Below are 16,372 nucleotides of genomic sequence, written 5' to 3' on the forward strand. Positions count from 1 at the left end.
TTTAGCATCCACAGGTGAGGTCTTCGATCAGCGGCTGGCACAATTCGGGCTGCCCGCCGCAGCAGTCCTCCAGCAGGAAGCCCAAAAGCCCCCGCACGCCGTCGGTGTTGGCGAAATAGCGAATGCTGCGCCCTTCACGCTGGTTGCGCAGCAGGTTGGCCTGCAAAAGCACGGAGAGGTTTGCCGAGAGGGTGTTCTGGCGCACATCCAGCGCATCGGCGATTTCTCCGGCGGTCAGGCCGGCCTCGCCCGCCTTGATCAACAGGCGGAACGCATCCAGGCGCGTGGATTGAGACAAGGCGGCAAAGGCCGTGAGGGCTGATAACTTATCCATATATCGCGAATTATGGAAATATAGAGCGAGATGCAAGTGAGTCTCTGCCTGCAGTGCGTGAAACTTTGATGACAGATGGGTGCCGGATCAGCTACGCACGTCGAGCGGGCGGTCTTCGAGCATGGTTTCCATGGAGAAATAGCCGGTGACCGTATCCAGCTCAAAGCCGGTGGTGAGGCGGCGGTAGACCTGATCATAGCCCGCCATGCCCGAGGTCACGATCTTGAGCATATAGTCCCAATCTCCGCCGATGCGGTGCATTTCCAGCACCTGCGGGATCAGGGACACATGGCGCTTGAAGCTCTCTGCCCACTCCACGGAATGGTTGCGGGTGCGGACCATCACAAAGACCGTCAGATCAAGGCCCAGCGCGGCCGGATCAATGCGCATGCGCGCGCCCTGCAGCACGCCCTCCTCTTCCAACCGCTTGAGACGGCGCCAGAGCGCGTTTTGAGAGAGGCCCACACGCTCAGCCACCTCACGCTGAGACAAAGAGGCATCGCGTTGCAGAACATCAAGGATATTTCGATCAATCTGGTCCATCTGACCTAATGATTAGATCATATGACAACAAAATACGACCCATTTCGAAAAATTAGGGGCAAATTTCATCGAACCAACGAGGTAAAACACATCAAACACATAGATAAGAGGCTCACAATGTCCAAGCTCACCGCCCCCTTTGATCACTTTGCTGCACAGCTCTCCTCCGCCGCAGCGCCGATGGACAGCTTGCGCGACGGGCTGATTGGGGCGGATCTGCAGATCGACACGCCTTATGGTCCGCGCAAGCTGATCTATGCGGATTATGTCGCCTCTGGTCGGGCGCTGCGGCAGGTGGAAAGCTTCGTTCTGGAAAACGTACTGCCTTACTACGCCAACACCCACACCGATGCCTCTTTCTGCGGGGCGCGCATGGGGCAGCTGCGCGAAGGGGCGCGGGCTGTGGTGGCGCGGCACTGTGGGGCGCGCGAAGGCGAACATGCGGTGATCTTTGCCGGATCGGGCGCGACCACCGGCCTCAATCAACTGGTGCATATGCTGCAGGTGGGCGCGGGCGACACGGTGCTGGTGGGGCCTTATGAGCATCACTCCAACCTGTTGCCCTGGCGCGAGAGCGGCGCGCAGGTCATTGAAATCCCAGAAGGCGCCCTGCCCGGCCCGGATCGCGCGGCGCTGACGCAAGCTCTGGCGGAGCACAGCCTGAACGGGCGTGTCATCGTGGCGATGAGCGCGGCGGCCAATGTCACCGGCGTGTGCACGGATGTGGCGGCGGTAACGCGGCTGGTGAAAACTTATGACGCGCTGATGGTCTGGGACTATGCGGGCGGCGGGCCCTATCTGCCAATGCAGATGACACCAGCGGAGGGCGCTGAGGTCGATGCACTGGTGTTCTCAGCACACAAATGCATTGGTGGGCCCGGCGCGAGTGGCGTGCTGGTGGTGCGCGAAGATGCAGTGCGCGCAGCGGTGCCCTATCGGCCCGGCGGCGGCACCGTGGCTTTTGTGAACGCGCATCAGCATGACTATGTGGCGGGGCTGGCCCAGCGCGAAGAAGGCGGCACGCCCAATGTGGTGGGTGACATCCGCGTGGCGCTGGCGCTGATCGTGAAAGAGGTGATTGGCGCAGAGATGCAGAGCCGCAATGCGGCGCTGACAGCCAAAGCCTTCGCGGCCTGGAGGGCAAATCCCAATTTGCACCTGTTGGCGGCGGATCGAACCGAAAGGTTGCCCATTCTCTCCTTTGTGCCGCTGGACAGCACAGGCACGCGCATTGACCACAACGCCTTCACCCGCGCCCTGTCAGAACGCTATGGCATTCAGGCGCGGGGCGGTTGCTCTTGTGCGGGGCCTTATGTGCATGCGCTGCTGGATATTGACGACGGGCAATCCGCGCATATCCGCGACGATATTCTGCAAGGTCCGGGTGCGAGCAAGCCGGGGTTTGTGCGCCTGAACCTGAGCGTGCTGATGTCTGATGAAACCGTGGATTTCATCCTTCAGTCGGTCGCGGAGCTGGCGCAGGGTTGGCGTGCGGAAAGCCCGCAGGCTCTGGCAGGTTGATCTCTTAAGTCACAGCGTGGTGGCGCGGTATTTGAAGGCACCTGAGCCGCGCGCAATGATCTCTCCGGTTTCATCGGAAATCGTGCTTTCGGCAAAGAAGGTTTTGGCGCCGCCGCCTGTGCGCCAGCCTTCGGCAATCAACCCCTGACCCTTGGGACGGCTGAGGAAATTGGTGGTCATCGACAGCGTGAGCGCCAGTCGTTTGTGCGCCGGATCACCGGTGTAGCAGCCCGCAAAGCCCATCACCGTGTCGAGCAGCGTGGCGTAGATCCCGCCGTGCGGAATACCCGCGCGGTTCATCAGATGCGGTGCAATGGGCAGCTCCAGACGGGCGTAATCCACATCCCAATGGGTGATGCGAAACCCGAGGTGCTTTTGCAGCTCATAAGGGGTTTCTTCCAGAGCGGGATCGAGGGGCTTGTGGGTCATTTGGCATTACTTTCGCAAGGTTGGTTTTGCCCGGCACCGCCGGGGCTGCGCCTGCCTGCCCCTCGGCAGGCGCATTCGCGCCAGCCCAGGCAGGCTTCGCCCTATGTTGTTACATGTGTCAGACCGCCGTCAGACCGCCGTCAATGGCAATCGCCTGTCCGGTCATGAAGCTGTTTTCGGGCGCGTTGATCCAGAGCATGGCCTGCACCACCTCCTCAGGCTTGGAGACGCGCCGCATTGGCACGCGGCTGGCAATATGGGTCATGGCGTCCTCACGGGACAGGCCCGCCCGTTCCCCCACGATGTCGGCCATTTCATCCACCATCGGCGTCGCTGAAAACGAGGGGCAAAGCGCATTCACGCGAATGCCGCGGGTGGCGTTCTCATCCGCCGCTGCCTTGGTCAGGCCCACCACCGCATGTTTGGCCGCCGCATAAAGCGACAGATGGCCTGAACCGACCAGACCCGCCGCTGAGGCCACATTCAGGATCGCGCCGCTGCCGGCCTTCTGCATCAGCGGGATCTGATACTTCATGCAAAGGAACACCCCTTTGGCATTCACATTCATCATCAGATCAAAATCCTCGGTGGTGAGGAATTGAAGCGGGCGCACATCATGGCCGATGCCCGCGTTGTTGAGCCCCACGTCGATGGTGCCAAAGGTCTCTGCAATGTGGCTGACATGGGCGGCCACCTGCGCCTCATCGGACACATCCACCGCGGCAGAGACCACTTCAACCCCTTGGGCACGCAGGGTTTTCGCAACATTGGCCAGCTGATCACCGTTGATGTCAGACAGGCCGAGTTTGGCGCCCTGAGCGGCAAAACGTTCTGCCGCCATGGCCCCAAAGCCGCTGGCTGCGCCGGTGATCATCACCACTTTATCCTGAAACATCTTATCCACGTTTTGCGGCCTCCAGCCCTGCCATGGCGAACATCGGCACAAAGCTTCCGAGCTTGGCGGCGCGTTCGGGATCAGAGGCGTTGCCGTCCAGCGCGCGTTTTTTCACGCCCTGGATGATCGCGCCCATGCGGAAGAAACAAAACGCCAGATAGAAGCCGAATTTTTCAATCCCCGGTAGGCCCATGCGGGCGCAATACTGCGCGATGAAGTCTTCATCGCTGGGCAGGCCAAGGGCGGCGCGGTCCACACCGGCCAGCCCGCGGCCCTCATGGCCCGGCGGCATCTGCCACTGCATGATCACCGCCGCCAGATCGGCGTAAGGATGGCCAATGGTGGAGAGCTCCCAATCCAGCACCGCCACCACCTCGGCGCGGTCTTTGGCAAAGAGCATATTGTCGATCCGGTAGTCGCCATGCACCAACGTGCGCTTGCCGTCATCGGCTGGGATATTGGCCGCAAGCCAGTCGATCAGCTCATCCATCTGCGGCAGGGTTTCTGTTTCTGAGGCGCGATATTGCTTGGTCCAGCGGCCCACCTGACGCTCAAAATAATTGCCTTCTGGGCCATAGTCCGACAGGCCCACGGCGGTGATATCAACCGAGTGGATGGCGGCCAGCACGCGACCCATTTCATCGATCACGGCGGCGCGGTCTGCGTTGGAGAGGTCTTTGAGGCGGGGATCGTCAAAATTGCGCCCCTCCACATAGTCCATCACGTAAAAGGCGGAGCCGATCACATCATCGTCTTCGCAGAGCAGATGCATTTTGGCGACCGGCACATCGGTGTCGGCCAAGGCCTTTTGCACGCGAAATTCGCGGTCTACCGCATGGGCGGATTTCAAAAGCACCCCGGGGGGTTTGCGGCGCAGCACATATTGGCCTGATGGCGCATCCAGCCGGAAGGTCGGATTGGACTGGCCGATGTTGAATTTGGTGGCCTCAATGGGCCCCGCAAAGCCATCCAGATTGTCAGACAGCCAGCGCGCAACGGCGGCAGTGTCCAGTTGGGTTGCGTCCATAGTTTCCTCCCTTTGCATCAGACACGGCGTTGTGCCCGATCTCGAAACGCGCGGCGGCGCTTCAGAATGGCCGGGGTGCGCAGCAAACCGGCCGCGCCCGACCTCCCCCTTGGGAGGGCGCTTTCGCGTCCTCCCGAGGTCGGGCACGGCCTTCTGTTGGAAAGTGCCCTATGCCCGCCCCCGTGTTCTCTCTCAGCTGTAAGTCAGCATCTCTTTCTCGTTGGCCCCGTCAATATGCGGGGTTTCGTTAAATCCGTTGAGCCATTCCTGCCCCTTGGCCATCACGATGCGCGCCACGGCGCAGTTTTTGACCTGCAGTTGCAGCAAGATCATCTGTTCGGCAGGCGCATCAAGCACATCGGCCACCGTGCGCCCGATGGCACCGCCGGAGCTGACCGCCAGCGGGGTCTTGGCCCCGGAGGCGGCCACAATGGCACGGGCTTCGCGCACGCGGCTGGTGAAAGCGGCAAAACTTTCGGGCGGGTTTGCGATCTCGTCGCGCTGCCACTCCAGCACCGTGTCGCGCAGGATGCGGAAGTGGGTTTTGCGGTCGGTGTGCAGATCCGCCGGCTTGTCGGCGCGCCCGGCAAAGCGCGCCTCCAGAAGCCCTGCGAAATCAAACTCGTTCCAGCCCGGCACAACAATCGGGGTCAGCCCCGTGCCCAGCGCGCTTTCGATGCCCTCCCAGGTCTGGCGATGGCGTTTCTGCCCGCCGATGAACACCGCATCCGGCACCACACCCTGACGCTTGAGAGCCGCGCCAAGGGCGGCGGACTGGCGGTGGCCCAGCTCTGAGAGATTGTCGTAATCCGCCGCGCCAAAGCTGGCCTGGGCGTGGCGGATCAGGTGGAACATCTGGCTCATGCCATGCGGTCCTGCAAACGCTGGTAGGCGGTTTTATATTCGCGCTCCAGCCGGTCCACGAGGCTGGCCACAGTGCCGACCTCTTTCACCGCGCCAATGCCCTGACCGGAGCCCCAGATGGTTTTCCATGCCTTGGGTTTGTCGCGGTCGGTGCCAAAATCCATGGTGGAGACATCGCCCACCGGCAGGCGATCCGGATCCATGCCCGCCGCCTCAACGGAGCCTTTGAGGTAGTTGCCCCAGACACCGGTGAAGAGCGAGGAATAGACAATGTCATCCGCGCCGCTCTCGACAATCATGTCTTTGTATCCCTGCTCGGCATTGGCCTCTTTGGTGGCGATGAAAGGCGAGCCGATATAGCCAAGGTCTGCGCCCATGGCCTGTGCGGCCAGCAGCGAAGAACCGGTGGCGATGGCACCTGAGAGCAGCACCGGGCCGTCAAACCACTCGCGGATTTCGCTGATCAGCGCGAGCGGGGATTGGGAGCCCGCATGGCCACCCGCACCGGCGGCCACTGCGATCAGGCCGTCTGCGCCTTTCTCGATCGCCTTCTTGGCAAATTTGTTGTTGATGATGTCATGCAGCGCGATGCCGCCGCAATCATGGGCAGCGTCATTGACCTCTTTGCGCGCGCCTAGCGAGGTGATCCAGACCGGCACCTCATGTTTGTGGCAAAGCGCAATGTCGCGCTCCAGACGTTCGTTGGAGCGGTGCACGATCTGATTGACCGCAAAAGGCGCGGCCGGTTGATCGGGATTTTCCTGGTTGTGACGGTCCAGCTCTTCGCGGATCTGCGTGAGCCAGGTGTCCAGAAGGGGGTGGTCTCCCGCCGCCTCACGGGCGTTGAGTGCGGGGAAACTGCCTATGATGCCTGCCTTACACTGGGCAATGACCAGTGCGGGTACGGAAATGATGAAAAGCGGAGAGGCCACTGCGGGGATGCGCAGGCCCTGAAGCGCTTTGGGAAGGTGGCGGTCACCAGACATAAAAAACTCCTGTTTTCTCAGCGTCTTGCCAATCTCTGCGGACACCGGAGCACGACGCGAGGCAAGGCAGCCTATGCGGGCTGCGTGCCACTCCCTCTCCTCCGGATGCCGCGCAAAACCGCACGACGCCTTGGTGGCAGGATAAAGCCGCGTGCGGGCGGCTCAAACAAGAGGATGGCAAAGTAACATGACGTCACAACGGGCTTGCCTTCGCGGAAGGCGGGGATGCGCGGCCATGTCCGGATGCCTCCGGCGGGGATATTTTGGGAATGAGAAGCCGGGGCTTAACGCAGAAACTGCAGGATGTGGCGGGCCACCTCGGCAGGCTTTTGATGCAGGAGCCAATGATCTGCGCCCGGCAGGGTGATGCGGGTGAGATCGTCGCAGAGATCCTCTAGGCCCGCATGGCACTCCGGTAGGAGCGCGGTGTCCTCTTCCCCCCACAAGAGCAGATGCGGCATGGGCACGCGCAGGGCTTGGGGCGGCAGTTTGGGCAGCGTCTCGGCTGGCAGCGGCGTGCCGGGGTCTGCGACCTGAAGGGTTGAGGCGCGGTACCAGTTGACCATGCCGCGCACCTCTTCGGCTGTGCCCCAGGCGGCGCGGTAGGCGGCCAGTTTGGCCCCGTCCATCCAGGACATGTCCATATGTTTGGAAAAGATGCCCATCATGCGGGCGTGATCGTTTTCTGCGAGCCGGTCCTCGGAGCCTTCGGCGCGCAGCCAGTTGATGTATTGGCTGGCCGCAGATTGTGCGCCGCCCGCAGCCAAAGCGCGTTGAAACGGGATTGGATGCACCCCGTTTGCGATGATCAGGCGCTCAAACAGATCGGCATGGCGGAAGGCCAGACCATAGGCGATGGCCGCGCCCCAGTCATGGCCGAGCACTGCCGCGGCGGGCCGGTCAGAGCAGTAGTGCTTCAGGATGGCGGCGGCATCGGCGACAAGCGCGGCAGGCGCGTAGTGTTCCACCTCTGCCGGTCGCCAGCTTTGGCCGTAGCCGCGCTGATCCGGGGCGACGAGGAAGAAATGCTCCTCCAGATGGGGGATCAGATCATCAAAGGCGCCGGAGTATTCGGGAAAGCCGTGCAGGCACAGGAGCACGGGGGCCTGCGGGTCGCCGGCCACGCGCACATGATACGCGTGACCGTTGAGTGTTATGAACTGGCTTTGCGCCAAATCACACCATGTCGGGCAGTTTGTAATCGGCAAACTGCTTGCGCAGGGTGAGCTTGGAGACTTTGCCGGTGGCGGTCATCGGCAGCTCGTCCACAAAGACCACATCATCAGGCAGCTGCCACTTGGCGAAGTGCTCCTCTAACAGGGCCATCAGCTCGCTGATCTCCGGCTTGCCTTCGGCAGAGGGCACCACAACCATCAGCGGGCGTTCGTCCCATTTGGGGTGCGCCACGGCGATCACTGCGCAGTTGGCCACATTTGGGTGCGCCATCACGGTGTTTTCCAGATCGAGCGAGCTGATCCATTCGCCGCCGGATTTGATCAGGTCTTTGGCGCGGTCGGTGATGGTGAGGTAGCCGTGGCCGTCAATCGTGGCCACATCGCCGGTGCCAAACCAGCCATCCGCGTCAAAGGCGCCTGCGTTGGCCTCTTCGTTTTCAAAATAGCCTGCGGTGATGTTGTTGCCGCGCACAAACAGCTCGCCTGCGGCTTCGCCGTCATGGGGCAGACGCTTGCCGTCTTCATCCACGATTTTCAGATCCACGCCAAAGATGCGGCGGCCCTGTTTGGATTTGATCGCCACGCGCTCTTCGAGGATGTGGTCTTCCAGATGCACAGGCAGGTTGCCCATGGTGCCGACCGGGCTCATCTCGGTCATGCCCCAGGCGTGGCAGACGTTGACGTTGTTTTCCTCAAAATAGGTGATCATGCTGGCCGGTGCGGCCGAGCCGCCGATCACCAGATCTTCGAGACCTTTGGGCATGCGGCCCTGTTTCTCCATCTCGCCCTGCAGGCCGAGCCATACGGTGGGCACGCCCCATGCGGAGTAGACGTTTTCGCCTTCCATCAGCTTGAACAGGCTTTCCCCGTCAAGCGCGCCGCCCGGGAAGACCAGCGAGGCGCCGGTGAGCAGCGCGATATAGGGCAGGCCCCAGGCGTTGACGTGGAAGAGCGGCACAACCGGCAGGATGCGACGGCCCGGCTGGCAGACTTTGGGCAACGACAGGCCCACGGTCATGGCATGCAGCACCGTGGAGCGGTGGGTGTAGAGCGTGCCTTTGGGGTTGCCGGTGGTGCCGGAGGTGTAGCAGAGACCTGCGGCGGTATCTTCCGGCAGCTCTGGCCAGTCAAATTCCTCGGATTCCGCCTCAAGCAGCTCTTCATAGCAGAGGAAATCGCCCTCTGGCATATGGGCGCGGTCGGTCATGACCACCACTTTGAGGCCTTCAGGCCATTGCGCACGCAGGGCGTTGACCAGCGGCACAAAGGTGGTGTCGACAAACAGCATCGTGTCCTTGGCGTGGTTCACGATGTAGGTCATCTGCTCCGCGGAAAGACGCGGGTTGATGGTGTGGCAAACGCCGCCGGCACCGGAGATCGCGTAGTAGAGCTCAAGGTGGCGGTAGCCGTTCCACGCCAGCGTTGCGATGCGGTCACCGACCTTCAGGCCTTGTGTTGTCAGCGCATTGGCAAGACGCGCGACGCGTGGGGCCATCTCGGCATATGTCTGGCGGTGGATATCCCCCTCGGTGCGCACAGAGACGACTTCTCCGGTTGGGTGGATTTCGGCTGCAAATTTGAGAATATCCGCGATGTTGAGCGGACGCATCATCATAGACCCTAGCATTTAGGCCTCCCTGCCTGTGAATGTATTGTCGCGCGTGACCATACGCGCAAGGCCAAGGTATAGGAAAGGGCGGTTGAAAGATGCCGCTACGTCGCTCAACCTAAGATGTTGCACTTGTTAAGTTTTTTCTGTGCAGATCCGCACAATGAGCGCGCGGTGCTGGCGATTTTCAGGACACACCGCCTGCCCTACCTTGGGGAGGAAAGGAGAGACATCATGTCGATCAGACCTGTTTTGGAAACGCGCAAAGCCATTCCTGCCCGGGAAGGGGCTGGCGTGCACCTGCATCGCGCCTTTGGGTTTCAGGATCCTGAGGAACTTGATCCCTTCCTGATGATGGATCACTTCCGCAACGATGACCCAAGACTCTATGAGGCGGGCTTTCCGTGGCATCCGCATCGCGGCATCGAGACCATCACCTATGTGATTGACGGCGCGGTGGAACATCAGGACAGCCTTGGCAACACCGGCAATCTGGGTGCGGGGGATGTGCAGTGGATGACGGCGGGGCGTGGAATCCTGCATCAGGAAATGCCCACCCCCGGCGCCAATGGGGTGAACCACGGCTTTCAGCTCTGGGCCAATCTGCCCCGCGACCTAAAAATGACCGATCCGCGCTATCAGGATGTGACTGCCAAAGAAATCCCGGAGATCTTTGAGGATGACGGCACCAAGGTGCGCGTGATCATCGGCAGCTTCTGGGGGCAGACCGGCCCGGTGGATGGCATTGCCGCTGATCCGATGTTTCTGGATGTGACCGTGCCTGCGGGGGTGAAGAAGACCTTCCCGATTGACACACGGCGGCGCGCTTTTGCCTATGTGTTTGAAGGGGATGCGGCCTTTGCCGATGCCAGCCAGCCCACCGGCATTCTGCTGGAGAAAGAGGTGGCCGGAGAAGAGGTCAATATCCGCGACATGAGCGGGGACCGCACGCTGGTGCGCTTTGGCAATGGCGATGAGGTCACGGTGCAGGCCGGCGAACAGGGCGTGCGCTTTCTGCTGATCTCAGGTCAGCCGATCGAAGAACCGGTGGCCTGGCACGGCCCGATTGTGATGAACACGCAGGCGGAGCTGCAGCAGGCCTTTGCAGAGCTTCGCAACGGCACATTCATCAAACCGGCGCATTGATCATGACGCCTAAACAAGTAAGCGGAGGGGGAGACCCCTCCGTTTTTAGGGGCGCTGCCCCTGGCACATCTGCGATGTGCCTACCCCGGGATACTTTTTGAATGAGAAGCGCTTAGGGGGGGGGCGAGACTGGCCTGTCAGGCGGCGATACCCACGGCCTGACGCACCATATCCCAGTAGATCTGCTCCACTTCGGAAAGCGACAGACGTCCGCCTTCGCGGAACCATGTGTTCACGCCGGTCAGCATGGCAATTACGGCCATGGTGGTGATTTTGGGGTCCGCCACGGTGAAATCGCCGCTTTCCACACCGGCGCGCAGGATCGCTTCGAGCTGGTCTTCATAAGCGCGGCGCAGGGCTTCGACTTCGGAGAAATTTTCCGGGCTGAGATTGCGCAGCTCCATATAGGCGATGAACACCTCATCAGGGCGCTCTGAGTGAAAGCGCAGGTGCAGACGGGTGAAGGTCTCCAGTGCCGCCACCGGCGAGGCCGGGGCCTCAAGCGAGGCGCGGGTGGCCAGAAGCTCATCCATATGGGTTTTCATCAGATCAAACAGCAGCGACTGCTTGTCCGGCGTGTAGTTATAAAGCGCTCCTGCCTGCACGCCGACCTCACGCGCAATTTGGCGCATGGAAACAGCGGCATAGCCGTGCTGGGCAAAGAGCGAGAGCGCGGCGGCGCGCACGCGCGGGCCGGTGATGCCGGAATGTGAGCCTTGAGTTCGTGCCATAGGCGCAATTTAACTGAACGTACGTTCCTTTAAAACCCCGCATAAGCAGGGCTGACGCGTGCAAGTTGGCTTGTGTCGCCAGCCCCGACTGGGCCATAAGAAAGCCGGGCAACAAAAGGGCCATTCGCGTGACACGACAGACCAAAGCAAGCCTCTTGATGATCTTATGCACGGGCGTGCTGGCCAGCTGTGGCGATGTGCCGGGACTGGATGCCGCTGTTTCCAAAGAGGTGGAGGCTGCGCCCTACCCCGAGCTTCTGCCTGCGCGCGCCTTGCCTGCCGCGCCGGAGCAGCGCCTGACGGAGAGCAGCGAGGAAGAGCTTGCCGCCCGTGGCGCCCGTCTCAGCCGCCGCGCGCGTGAGCTGCAGTAAGCCCTGCACCATGCAGACGCGTTGCACCCCCCTGCAAGAGCCGCTACACGGCAAAGCAACACAGCAGACCATACCAACACATATTCGAGGTAGTGCTTCATGACCGATGCGCAGATGAGCAACCCCAACACAACACCGCTCCGTCTTGGGATTGCCGGCTTGGGCACCGTGGGCGTGGGTGTGGTGAAGATCGTGCGCCAGAAGGCCAACCTGCTGGCGGCCCGCACCGGGCGTCCGGTGGTGATCACCGCCGTGAGCGCGCGCTCCAAGGATAAGGACCGCGGCGTGTCGCTGGCGAATTACGCCTGGGAAGACGATCCGGTGGCTCTGGCCAAGCGCGACGACGTGGATGTGTTTGTCGAGCTGATGGGCGGCGAAGACGGCCCCGCGAAAGACGCAATCGAGGCCGCATTGGCGCTTGGCAAAGATGTGGTCACCGCCAACAAGGCGCTGCTGGCCCATCACGGTCAGGCGCTGGCCGAGACCGCAGAGGCCAAAGGCGCGGTGATCCGCTTTGAAGCGGCTGTGGCAGGCGGCATTCCGGTGATCAAATCCCTCACCGAGGGGCTGGCGGGCAATGAGATCACCCGCATCATGGGCGTGATGAACGGCACCTGTAACTACATCCTCACCCGGATGCAGGACGCGGGCCTTCCCTATGAGGAGGTTTTTGCCGAAGCCGACGCGCTTGGCTATCTGGAAGCGGACCCAAATCTGGACGTGGGCGGGATTGACGCGGGCCACAAGCTGTCGCTGCTCTCCTCCATCGCCTTTGGCACCAAGGTGGATTTCGCGGGGGTGGAGCTGGAAGGCATTCAGCGCATCTCCATTGAAGACATTCATCAGGCCGCCGAGCTTGGCTTCAAGATCAAGCTGCTGGGCGTGACCCAGATGACCGGCCGTGGGCTGGAGCAGCGCATGTCGCCCTGCCTTGTGCCCGCAGACAGCCCGCTGGGCCAGCTCAAGGGCGGCACCAATATGGTGGTGATCGAAGGCGACGCGGTGGAGCAGGTTGTGCTGCGCGGCCCTGGGGCTGGTGAAGGCCCGACCGCCAGCGCGGTGATGGGCGATGTCTGTGACATTGCGCGCGGCTTCCGCCTTTCCACCTTCGGCATGCCCGCAGAGCAGCTGACCGCCGCCAAGGCGGCGCGCTCCAACTCTCCGGCGCCCTACTATCTGCGCCTGACGCTGGAAGACCGCCCGGGCGCCATGGCCAAGATTGCCACCGCGCTTGGCGACAACGGGATCAGCATCGACCGCATGCGCCAGACCCGACACAATGATGAGCTCGCCCCTGTGCTGATCGTGACCCACAAAACCCAGCGCGCCGCTCTGGATGAAGCCATTGCCGCCATGCAGAGCACCGGTGTGGTCGCAAGCGCCCCTGTAGCGTTGCGCATAGAGCAGGTTTGAGATTTCAATGGCGCGCCCCTCTTGTGAGCGCGCCGCCGCTGCGATAACCGATATTTAAGCAAGCACATAAGGATCACCCCATGTCCCAAAAGCCGGAATTTCACGACCGTATGCTGTCTCTCGGTTTGGCCCGTGTGGCCGAACAGGCAGCGATTGCCTCCGCAGCGCTGATTGGCAACGGCGATGAGAAAGCCGCAGACCAAGCCGCTGTGAACGCCATGCGCGAACAGCTCAACCTTCTGGACATCGCCGGTGTTGTGGTGATTGGTGAAGGTGAGCGCGACGAGGCGCCCATGCTGTTCATCGGCGAAGAAGTGGGCACCGGAAACGGCCCCGGCGTGGACATTGCGCTGGACCCGCTGGAAGGCACCACGCTGACCGCCAAAGACATGCCAAACGCGCTGACCGTGATCGCCATGGGCCCGCGCGGCTCCATGCTGCACGCGCCGGACACCTATATGGACAAGCTGGCCATCGGCCCGGGCTACGCGGAAAACGTCGTCTCGCTGGAAATGAGCCCGAAAGAGCGCGTGGAAGCGCTGGCGAAAGCCAAAGGCTGTGACACCTCTGACATCACCGTCTGCATTCTGGAGCGTCCGCGCCACGAAGACATGATCGCCGAAGTGCGCGCCACCGGCGCCTCCATCCGCCTGATCACCGATGGTGACGTGGCTGGTGTGATGCACTGCGCCGAAGCCGAAGAAACCGGCATCGACATGTATATGGGCCGTGGCGGCGCACCTGAAGGTGTGCTCGCGGCAGCGGCGCTGAAATGCATGGGCGGTCAGATGTGGGGCCGTCTGGTGTTCCGCAACGATGACGAGCGCGCCCGTGCCGCCAAAACCGGCATCACCGATCTGGACCGCATCTACTCCCGCGACGAGATGGTCACACAGGATGTGATCTTTGCCGCAACCGGCGTGACCGGCGGCTCTCTGCTGCCGCGCATCAAGCGCACCCCGGGCTGGATCGAAACCGAGACCCTGCTGATGCGCTCCAAGTCCGGTTCCGTGCGTCGCATGACCTACCGCGCGCCCGTCGATCAGACCTCTTGATCACAGCACGCTGCACTGATTGACTGGGCCAAAGCGCCCCTTACGGCCCGCCTCTTTGGCGGGCCTTTTGATAAGATGAAAGCCCTGCCCATGACCGACTTCCTTGGTGTATCCGAAAGCCTGACCGGACGACGCTGGCTGGGGCCGGATGTGGAGGCCACCCGCGCTGCCGAACTGCTGGCGCAGGAGACCACCCTGCCCCCCGCACTCTGTGCGGTGCTGGCGCGGCGCGGGGTGACAGCGGCGGAGGCTGAGAGCTTTCTGGAGCCACGGCTGGCAGAGCTGCTGCCCGATCCCCGCACCGTCAAAGACATGCAGACCGCCGCCGCCCGCTTCCTGCAGGCAGTGCGCAAACGTGAGCGCATCGCGGTGTTTGCCGATTATGACGTGGATGGCGGCACCTCTGCGGCGCTCTTGATCACATGGCTGCGCCATATGGGGCTGAAGGCGACGCTTTATGTGCCCGATCGCATTGATGAGGGCTATGGCCCCAATGAGGCCGCCATGGCGCAGCTGGCCGCCAATCATGATCTGATCATCTGTGTGGATTGCGGCACCCTCAGCCATGGCCCAATTGCCGCCGCAAAGGCAGCAGATGTGATTGTGCTCGACCACCATCTGGGCGGCGAAACCCTGCCCGACTGCGTGGCCGTGGTGAACCCCAACCGACAGGATGAAAGCGGCGATCTGGCCCATCTCTGCGCGGCGGCAGTGGTGTTTCTCATGCTGGTGGAGGCCAACCGCCAGATGCGCGAGGCCGATGGCACGCGCGGCCCCGATCTGATGGCGATGCTTGATCTGGTGGCGCTTGGCACGGTGGCGGATGTGGCCCCCTTGGTAGGGGTGAACCGCGCGCTGGTGCGTCAGGGTCTCAAGGTCATGGCGCGGCGGGACCGCACCGGGATTGTCGCGCTCTCTGATGTGAGCCGTATGGACAGCGCGCCCAACAGCTATCACCTTGGCTTTCTGCTGGGGCCACGTGTGAACGCAGGCGGGCGCATCGGGCAGGCGGACCTCGGCGCGCGCCTGCTCTCCACAGACAACGAACAAGAAGCTAAGGCGCTCGCGGAGCGACTGGATGAGCTCAACACCGAGCGGCGCGACATTGAGGCGGCGGTGCGCGCCGCTGCCATGGCACAGGCCGAAGAGCGCGGGCTGGATGCGCCGCTGGTCTGGGCCGCCGGCGAAGGCTGGCACCCCGGTGTGGTCGGCATTGTCGCCTCCCGCCTGAAAGAGGCCACCAACCGCCCCGCCATTGTGATTGGTCTTGACGGAGACGAGGGCAAAGGCTCCGGCCGCTCTGTCTCCGGCGTGGATCTGGGGGCCTCAATCCAGAAACTCGCTGCAGAAGAACTGCTGATCAAAGGCGGCGGGCACAAGATGGCGGCGGGCCTGACCGTGGCCCGAGACCAGCTGGAGCCTGCGATGGCGCGGCTCACCGAGCTGATGGCCAAACAGGGCGCGGGCGACATGGGGCCGGCGGATCTGAAACTCGACAGCCTGCTGATGCCCACCGCGGCCACGGTGGAGCTGATCACCGACATCGAAAAGGCTGGCCCCTTTGGGGCGGGTGCCCCTGCCCCGCGCTTTGCCTTTCCGGATGTGGAGATTCGCTTCACCAAACGGGTGGGTGAAAGCCACCTCAAGCTCACCTTTGGCGATGGATTCGGCGCGCGCATCGATGCGATTGCCTTTGGCGCCTATGACACCGCGCTGGGGGCGGCCTTGGACTCACATGGCGGTGCGCGATTCCATCTGGCGGGCCGTCTGGAGATCAACACATGGGGCGGCCGCCAATCTGTGCAGCTGCGTCTGGAGGATGCGGCCAAAGCCGCCTGAGCCGCACCAGAGCCTTCTCATTCCCTCAATATCCTGGGGGAATCGCGGCTCTGACGCGATGGGGGCAAAGCCCCCGCATCACGCCCCAAACCCGCCAAAACAGCTTTCTGAAAAAAATCGTCACAAAGGCTCAAATTTCCGCTTGCGCCCACCCGCGCCATTCACTAGATACGCCTCACGCTTCGGCACGGCCCGTTCGTCTATCGGTTAGGACGCCAGGTTTTCAACCTGGAAAGAGGGGTTCGATTCCCCTACGGGCTGCCAGTCGAAGCGAGATTTTTGAGAAGAAACCTCTTCCTGAAAGTCGCCACAGTGGCCCGTTCGTCTATCGGTTAGGACGCCAGGTTTTCAACCTGGAAAGAGGGGTTCGATTCCCCTACGGGCTGCCACTTCCTAATCACAGAAACCCCATACCGCAAGCCGCTTTGCCTGTG

Annotated in this window: 16 protein-coding genes and 2 tRNA genes; 8 read left to right on the forward strand and 10 right to left on the reverse strand. The window is 62.2% G+C overall.

Features of this window, described 5'->3' with window-relative positions; genetic code table 11:
* Window position 1: 1 nt before the first annotated feature.
* Both ACO07T_RS05825 and ACO07T_RS05830 read right to left on the reverse strand, forming a co-directional pair.
* Window positions 2-334, reverse strand: a complete 333-nt coding sequence (locus ACO07T_RS05825) for an ArsR/SmtB family transcription factor (RefSeq protein WP_209065932.1) — start codon at window positions 332-334, stop codon at window positions 2-4.
* 87 nt (window positions 335-421) lie between these two features.
* The gene (locus ACO07T_RS05830) at window positions 422-877 is read right to left on the reverse strand and encodes an Lrp/AsnC family transcriptional regulator (RefSeq protein ID WP_209065933.1); all 456 of its coding nucleotides are present in this window, start codon (window positions 875-877) and stop codon (window positions 422-424) included.
* Window positions 878-994: 117 nt separating this feature from the next.
* Here ACO07T_RS05830 and ACO07T_RS05835 point away from each other — a divergent pair, with 117 nt between their 5' ends.
* Window positions 995-2,398, forward strand: coding sequence for an aminotransferase class V-fold PLP-dependent enzyme (locus tag ACO07T_RS05835; RefSeq protein ID WP_422048649.1), 1,404 nt, complete (start codon window positions 995-997; stop codon window positions 2,396-2,398).
* A 9-nt stretch (window positions 2,399-2,407) separates the two neighbouring features.
* Here ACO07T_RS05835 and ACO07T_RS05840 read toward each other — a convergent pair whose 3' ends face one another.
* The 7 genes from ACO07T_RS05840 to ACO07T_RS05870 form a co-directional block, all read right to left on the reverse strand.
* Window positions 2,408-2,827, reverse strand: coding sequence for a PaaI family thioesterase (locus ACO07T_RS05840; protein ID WP_209089351.1), 420 nt, complete (start codon window positions 2,825-2,827; stop codon window positions 2,408-2,410).
* Between the two features lie 118 nt (window positions 2,828-2,945).
* Entirely contained in the window at window positions 2,946-3,722 is a 777-nt protein-coding gene (locus ACO07T_RS05845; RefSeq protein ID WP_422048938.1) for an SDR family NAD(P)-dependent oxidoreductase, read from the reverse strand.
* A 1-nt stretch (window position 3,723) separates the two neighbouring features.
* Window positions 3,724-4,749, reverse strand: a complete 1,026-nt coding sequence (locus ACO07T_RS05850) for a phosphotransferase family protein (protein WP_422048651.1) — start codon at window positions 4,747-4,749, stop codon at window positions 3,724-3,726.
* 192 nt (window positions 4,750-4,941) lie between these two features.
* On the reverse strand, window positions 4,942-5,613 hold the full coding sequence (locus ACO07T_RS05855) for a histidine phosphatase family protein (protein ID WP_422048652.1): 672 nt from the start codon (window positions 5,611-5,613) through the stop codon (window positions 4,942-4,944).
* Window positions 5,610-6,599: an NAD(P)H-dependent flavin oxidoreductase gene (locus ACO07T_RS05860; RefSeq protein ID WP_209065940.1), complete on the reverse strand. Its 990-nt coding sequence runs from the start codon at window positions 6,597-6,599 to the stop codon at window positions 5,610-5,612. Before ACO07T_RS05860 ends, ACO07T_RS05855 begins: the two co-directional genes overlap by 4 nt.
* A gap of 284 nt (window positions 6,600-6,883) precedes the next feature.
* Window positions 6,884-7,723 (reverse strand): alpha/beta fold hydrolase, encoded by an 840-nt coding sequence (locus ACO07T_RS05865; protein ID WP_422048653.1) that lies wholly within the window; start codon window positions 7,721-7,723, stop codon window positions 6,884-6,886.
* Between the two features lie 52 nt (window positions 7,724-7,775).
* Window positions 7,776-9,401 (reverse strand): long-chain-fatty-acid--CoA ligase, encoded by a 1,626-nt coding sequence (locus tag ACO07T_RS05870; RefSeq protein WP_209081482.1) that lies wholly within the window; start codon window positions 9,399-9,401, stop codon window positions 7,776-7,778.
* A gap of 216 nt (window positions 9,402-9,617) precedes the next feature.
* Here ACO07T_RS05870 and ACO07T_RS05875 point away from each other — a divergent pair, with 216 nt between their 5' ends.
* Entirely contained in the window at window positions 9,618-10,529 is a 912-nt protein-coding gene (locus tag ACO07T_RS05875; protein WP_422048654.1) for a pirin family protein, read from the forward strand.
* Window positions 10,530-10,666: 137 nt separating this feature from the next.
* Here the strand turns inward: ACO07T_RS05875 and ACO07T_RS05880 are convergent, their stop codons facing one another.
* Window positions 10,667-11,260 carry a TetR family transcriptional regulator gene (locus tag ACO07T_RS05880; RefSeq protein ID WP_209089364.1) on the reverse strand — a complete coding sequence of 198 codons (594 nt, stop codon included), beginning with the start codon at window positions 11,258-11,260 and terminating at the stop codon, window positions 10,667-10,669.
* Window positions 11,261-11,418: 158 nt separating this feature from the next.
* Here ACO07T_RS05880 and ACO07T_RS05885 point away from each other — a divergent pair, with 158 nt between their 5' ends.
* The 6 genes from ACO07T_RS05885 (at window position 11,419) to ACO07T_RS05910 (ending at window position 16,327) form a co-directional block, all read left to right on the forward strand.
* On the forward strand, window positions 11,419-11,631 hold the full coding sequence (locus ACO07T_RS05885) for a hypothetical protein (protein ID WP_209081488.1): 213 nt from the start codon (window positions 11,419-11,421) through the stop codon (window positions 11,629-11,631).
* Window positions 11,632-11,730: 99 nt separating this feature from the next.
* Window positions 11,731-13,044 (forward strand): homoserine dehydrogenase, encoded by a 1,314-nt coding sequence (locus ACO07T_RS05890; RefSeq protein WP_422048655.1) that lies wholly within the window; start codon window positions 11,731-11,733, stop codon window positions 13,042-13,044.
* 80 nt (window positions 13,045-13,124) lie between these two features.
* Window positions 13,125-14,099, forward strand: coding sequence for a class II fructose-bisphosphatase (gene glpX / locus ACO07T_RS05895; RefSeq protein WP_422048656.1), 975 nt, complete (start codon window positions 13,125-13,127; stop codon window positions 14,097-14,099).
* Between the two features lie 90 nt (window positions 14,100-14,189).
* Window positions 14,190-15,938: a single-stranded-DNA-specific exonuclease RecJ gene (gene recJ / locus ACO07T_RS05900; protein WP_422048657.1), complete on the forward strand. Its 1,749-nt coding sequence runs from the start codon at window positions 14,190-14,192 to the stop codon at window positions 15,936-15,938.
* Window positions 15,939-16,127: 189 nt separating this feature from the next.
* Window positions 16,128-16,202 (forward strand) — tRNA-Glu (locus tag ACO07T_RS05905).
* A 50-nt stretch (window positions 16,203-16,252) separates the two neighbouring features.
* Window positions 16,253-16,327 (forward strand) — tRNA-Glu (locus ACO07T_RS05910).
* Window positions 16,328-16,372: the final 45 nt, after the last annotated feature.

It is taken from the genome of Shimia sp. (genome assembly GCF_965227725.1).
GTDB lineage: Bacteria > Pseudomonadota > Alphaproteobacteria > Rhodobacterales > Rhodobacteraceae > Shimia.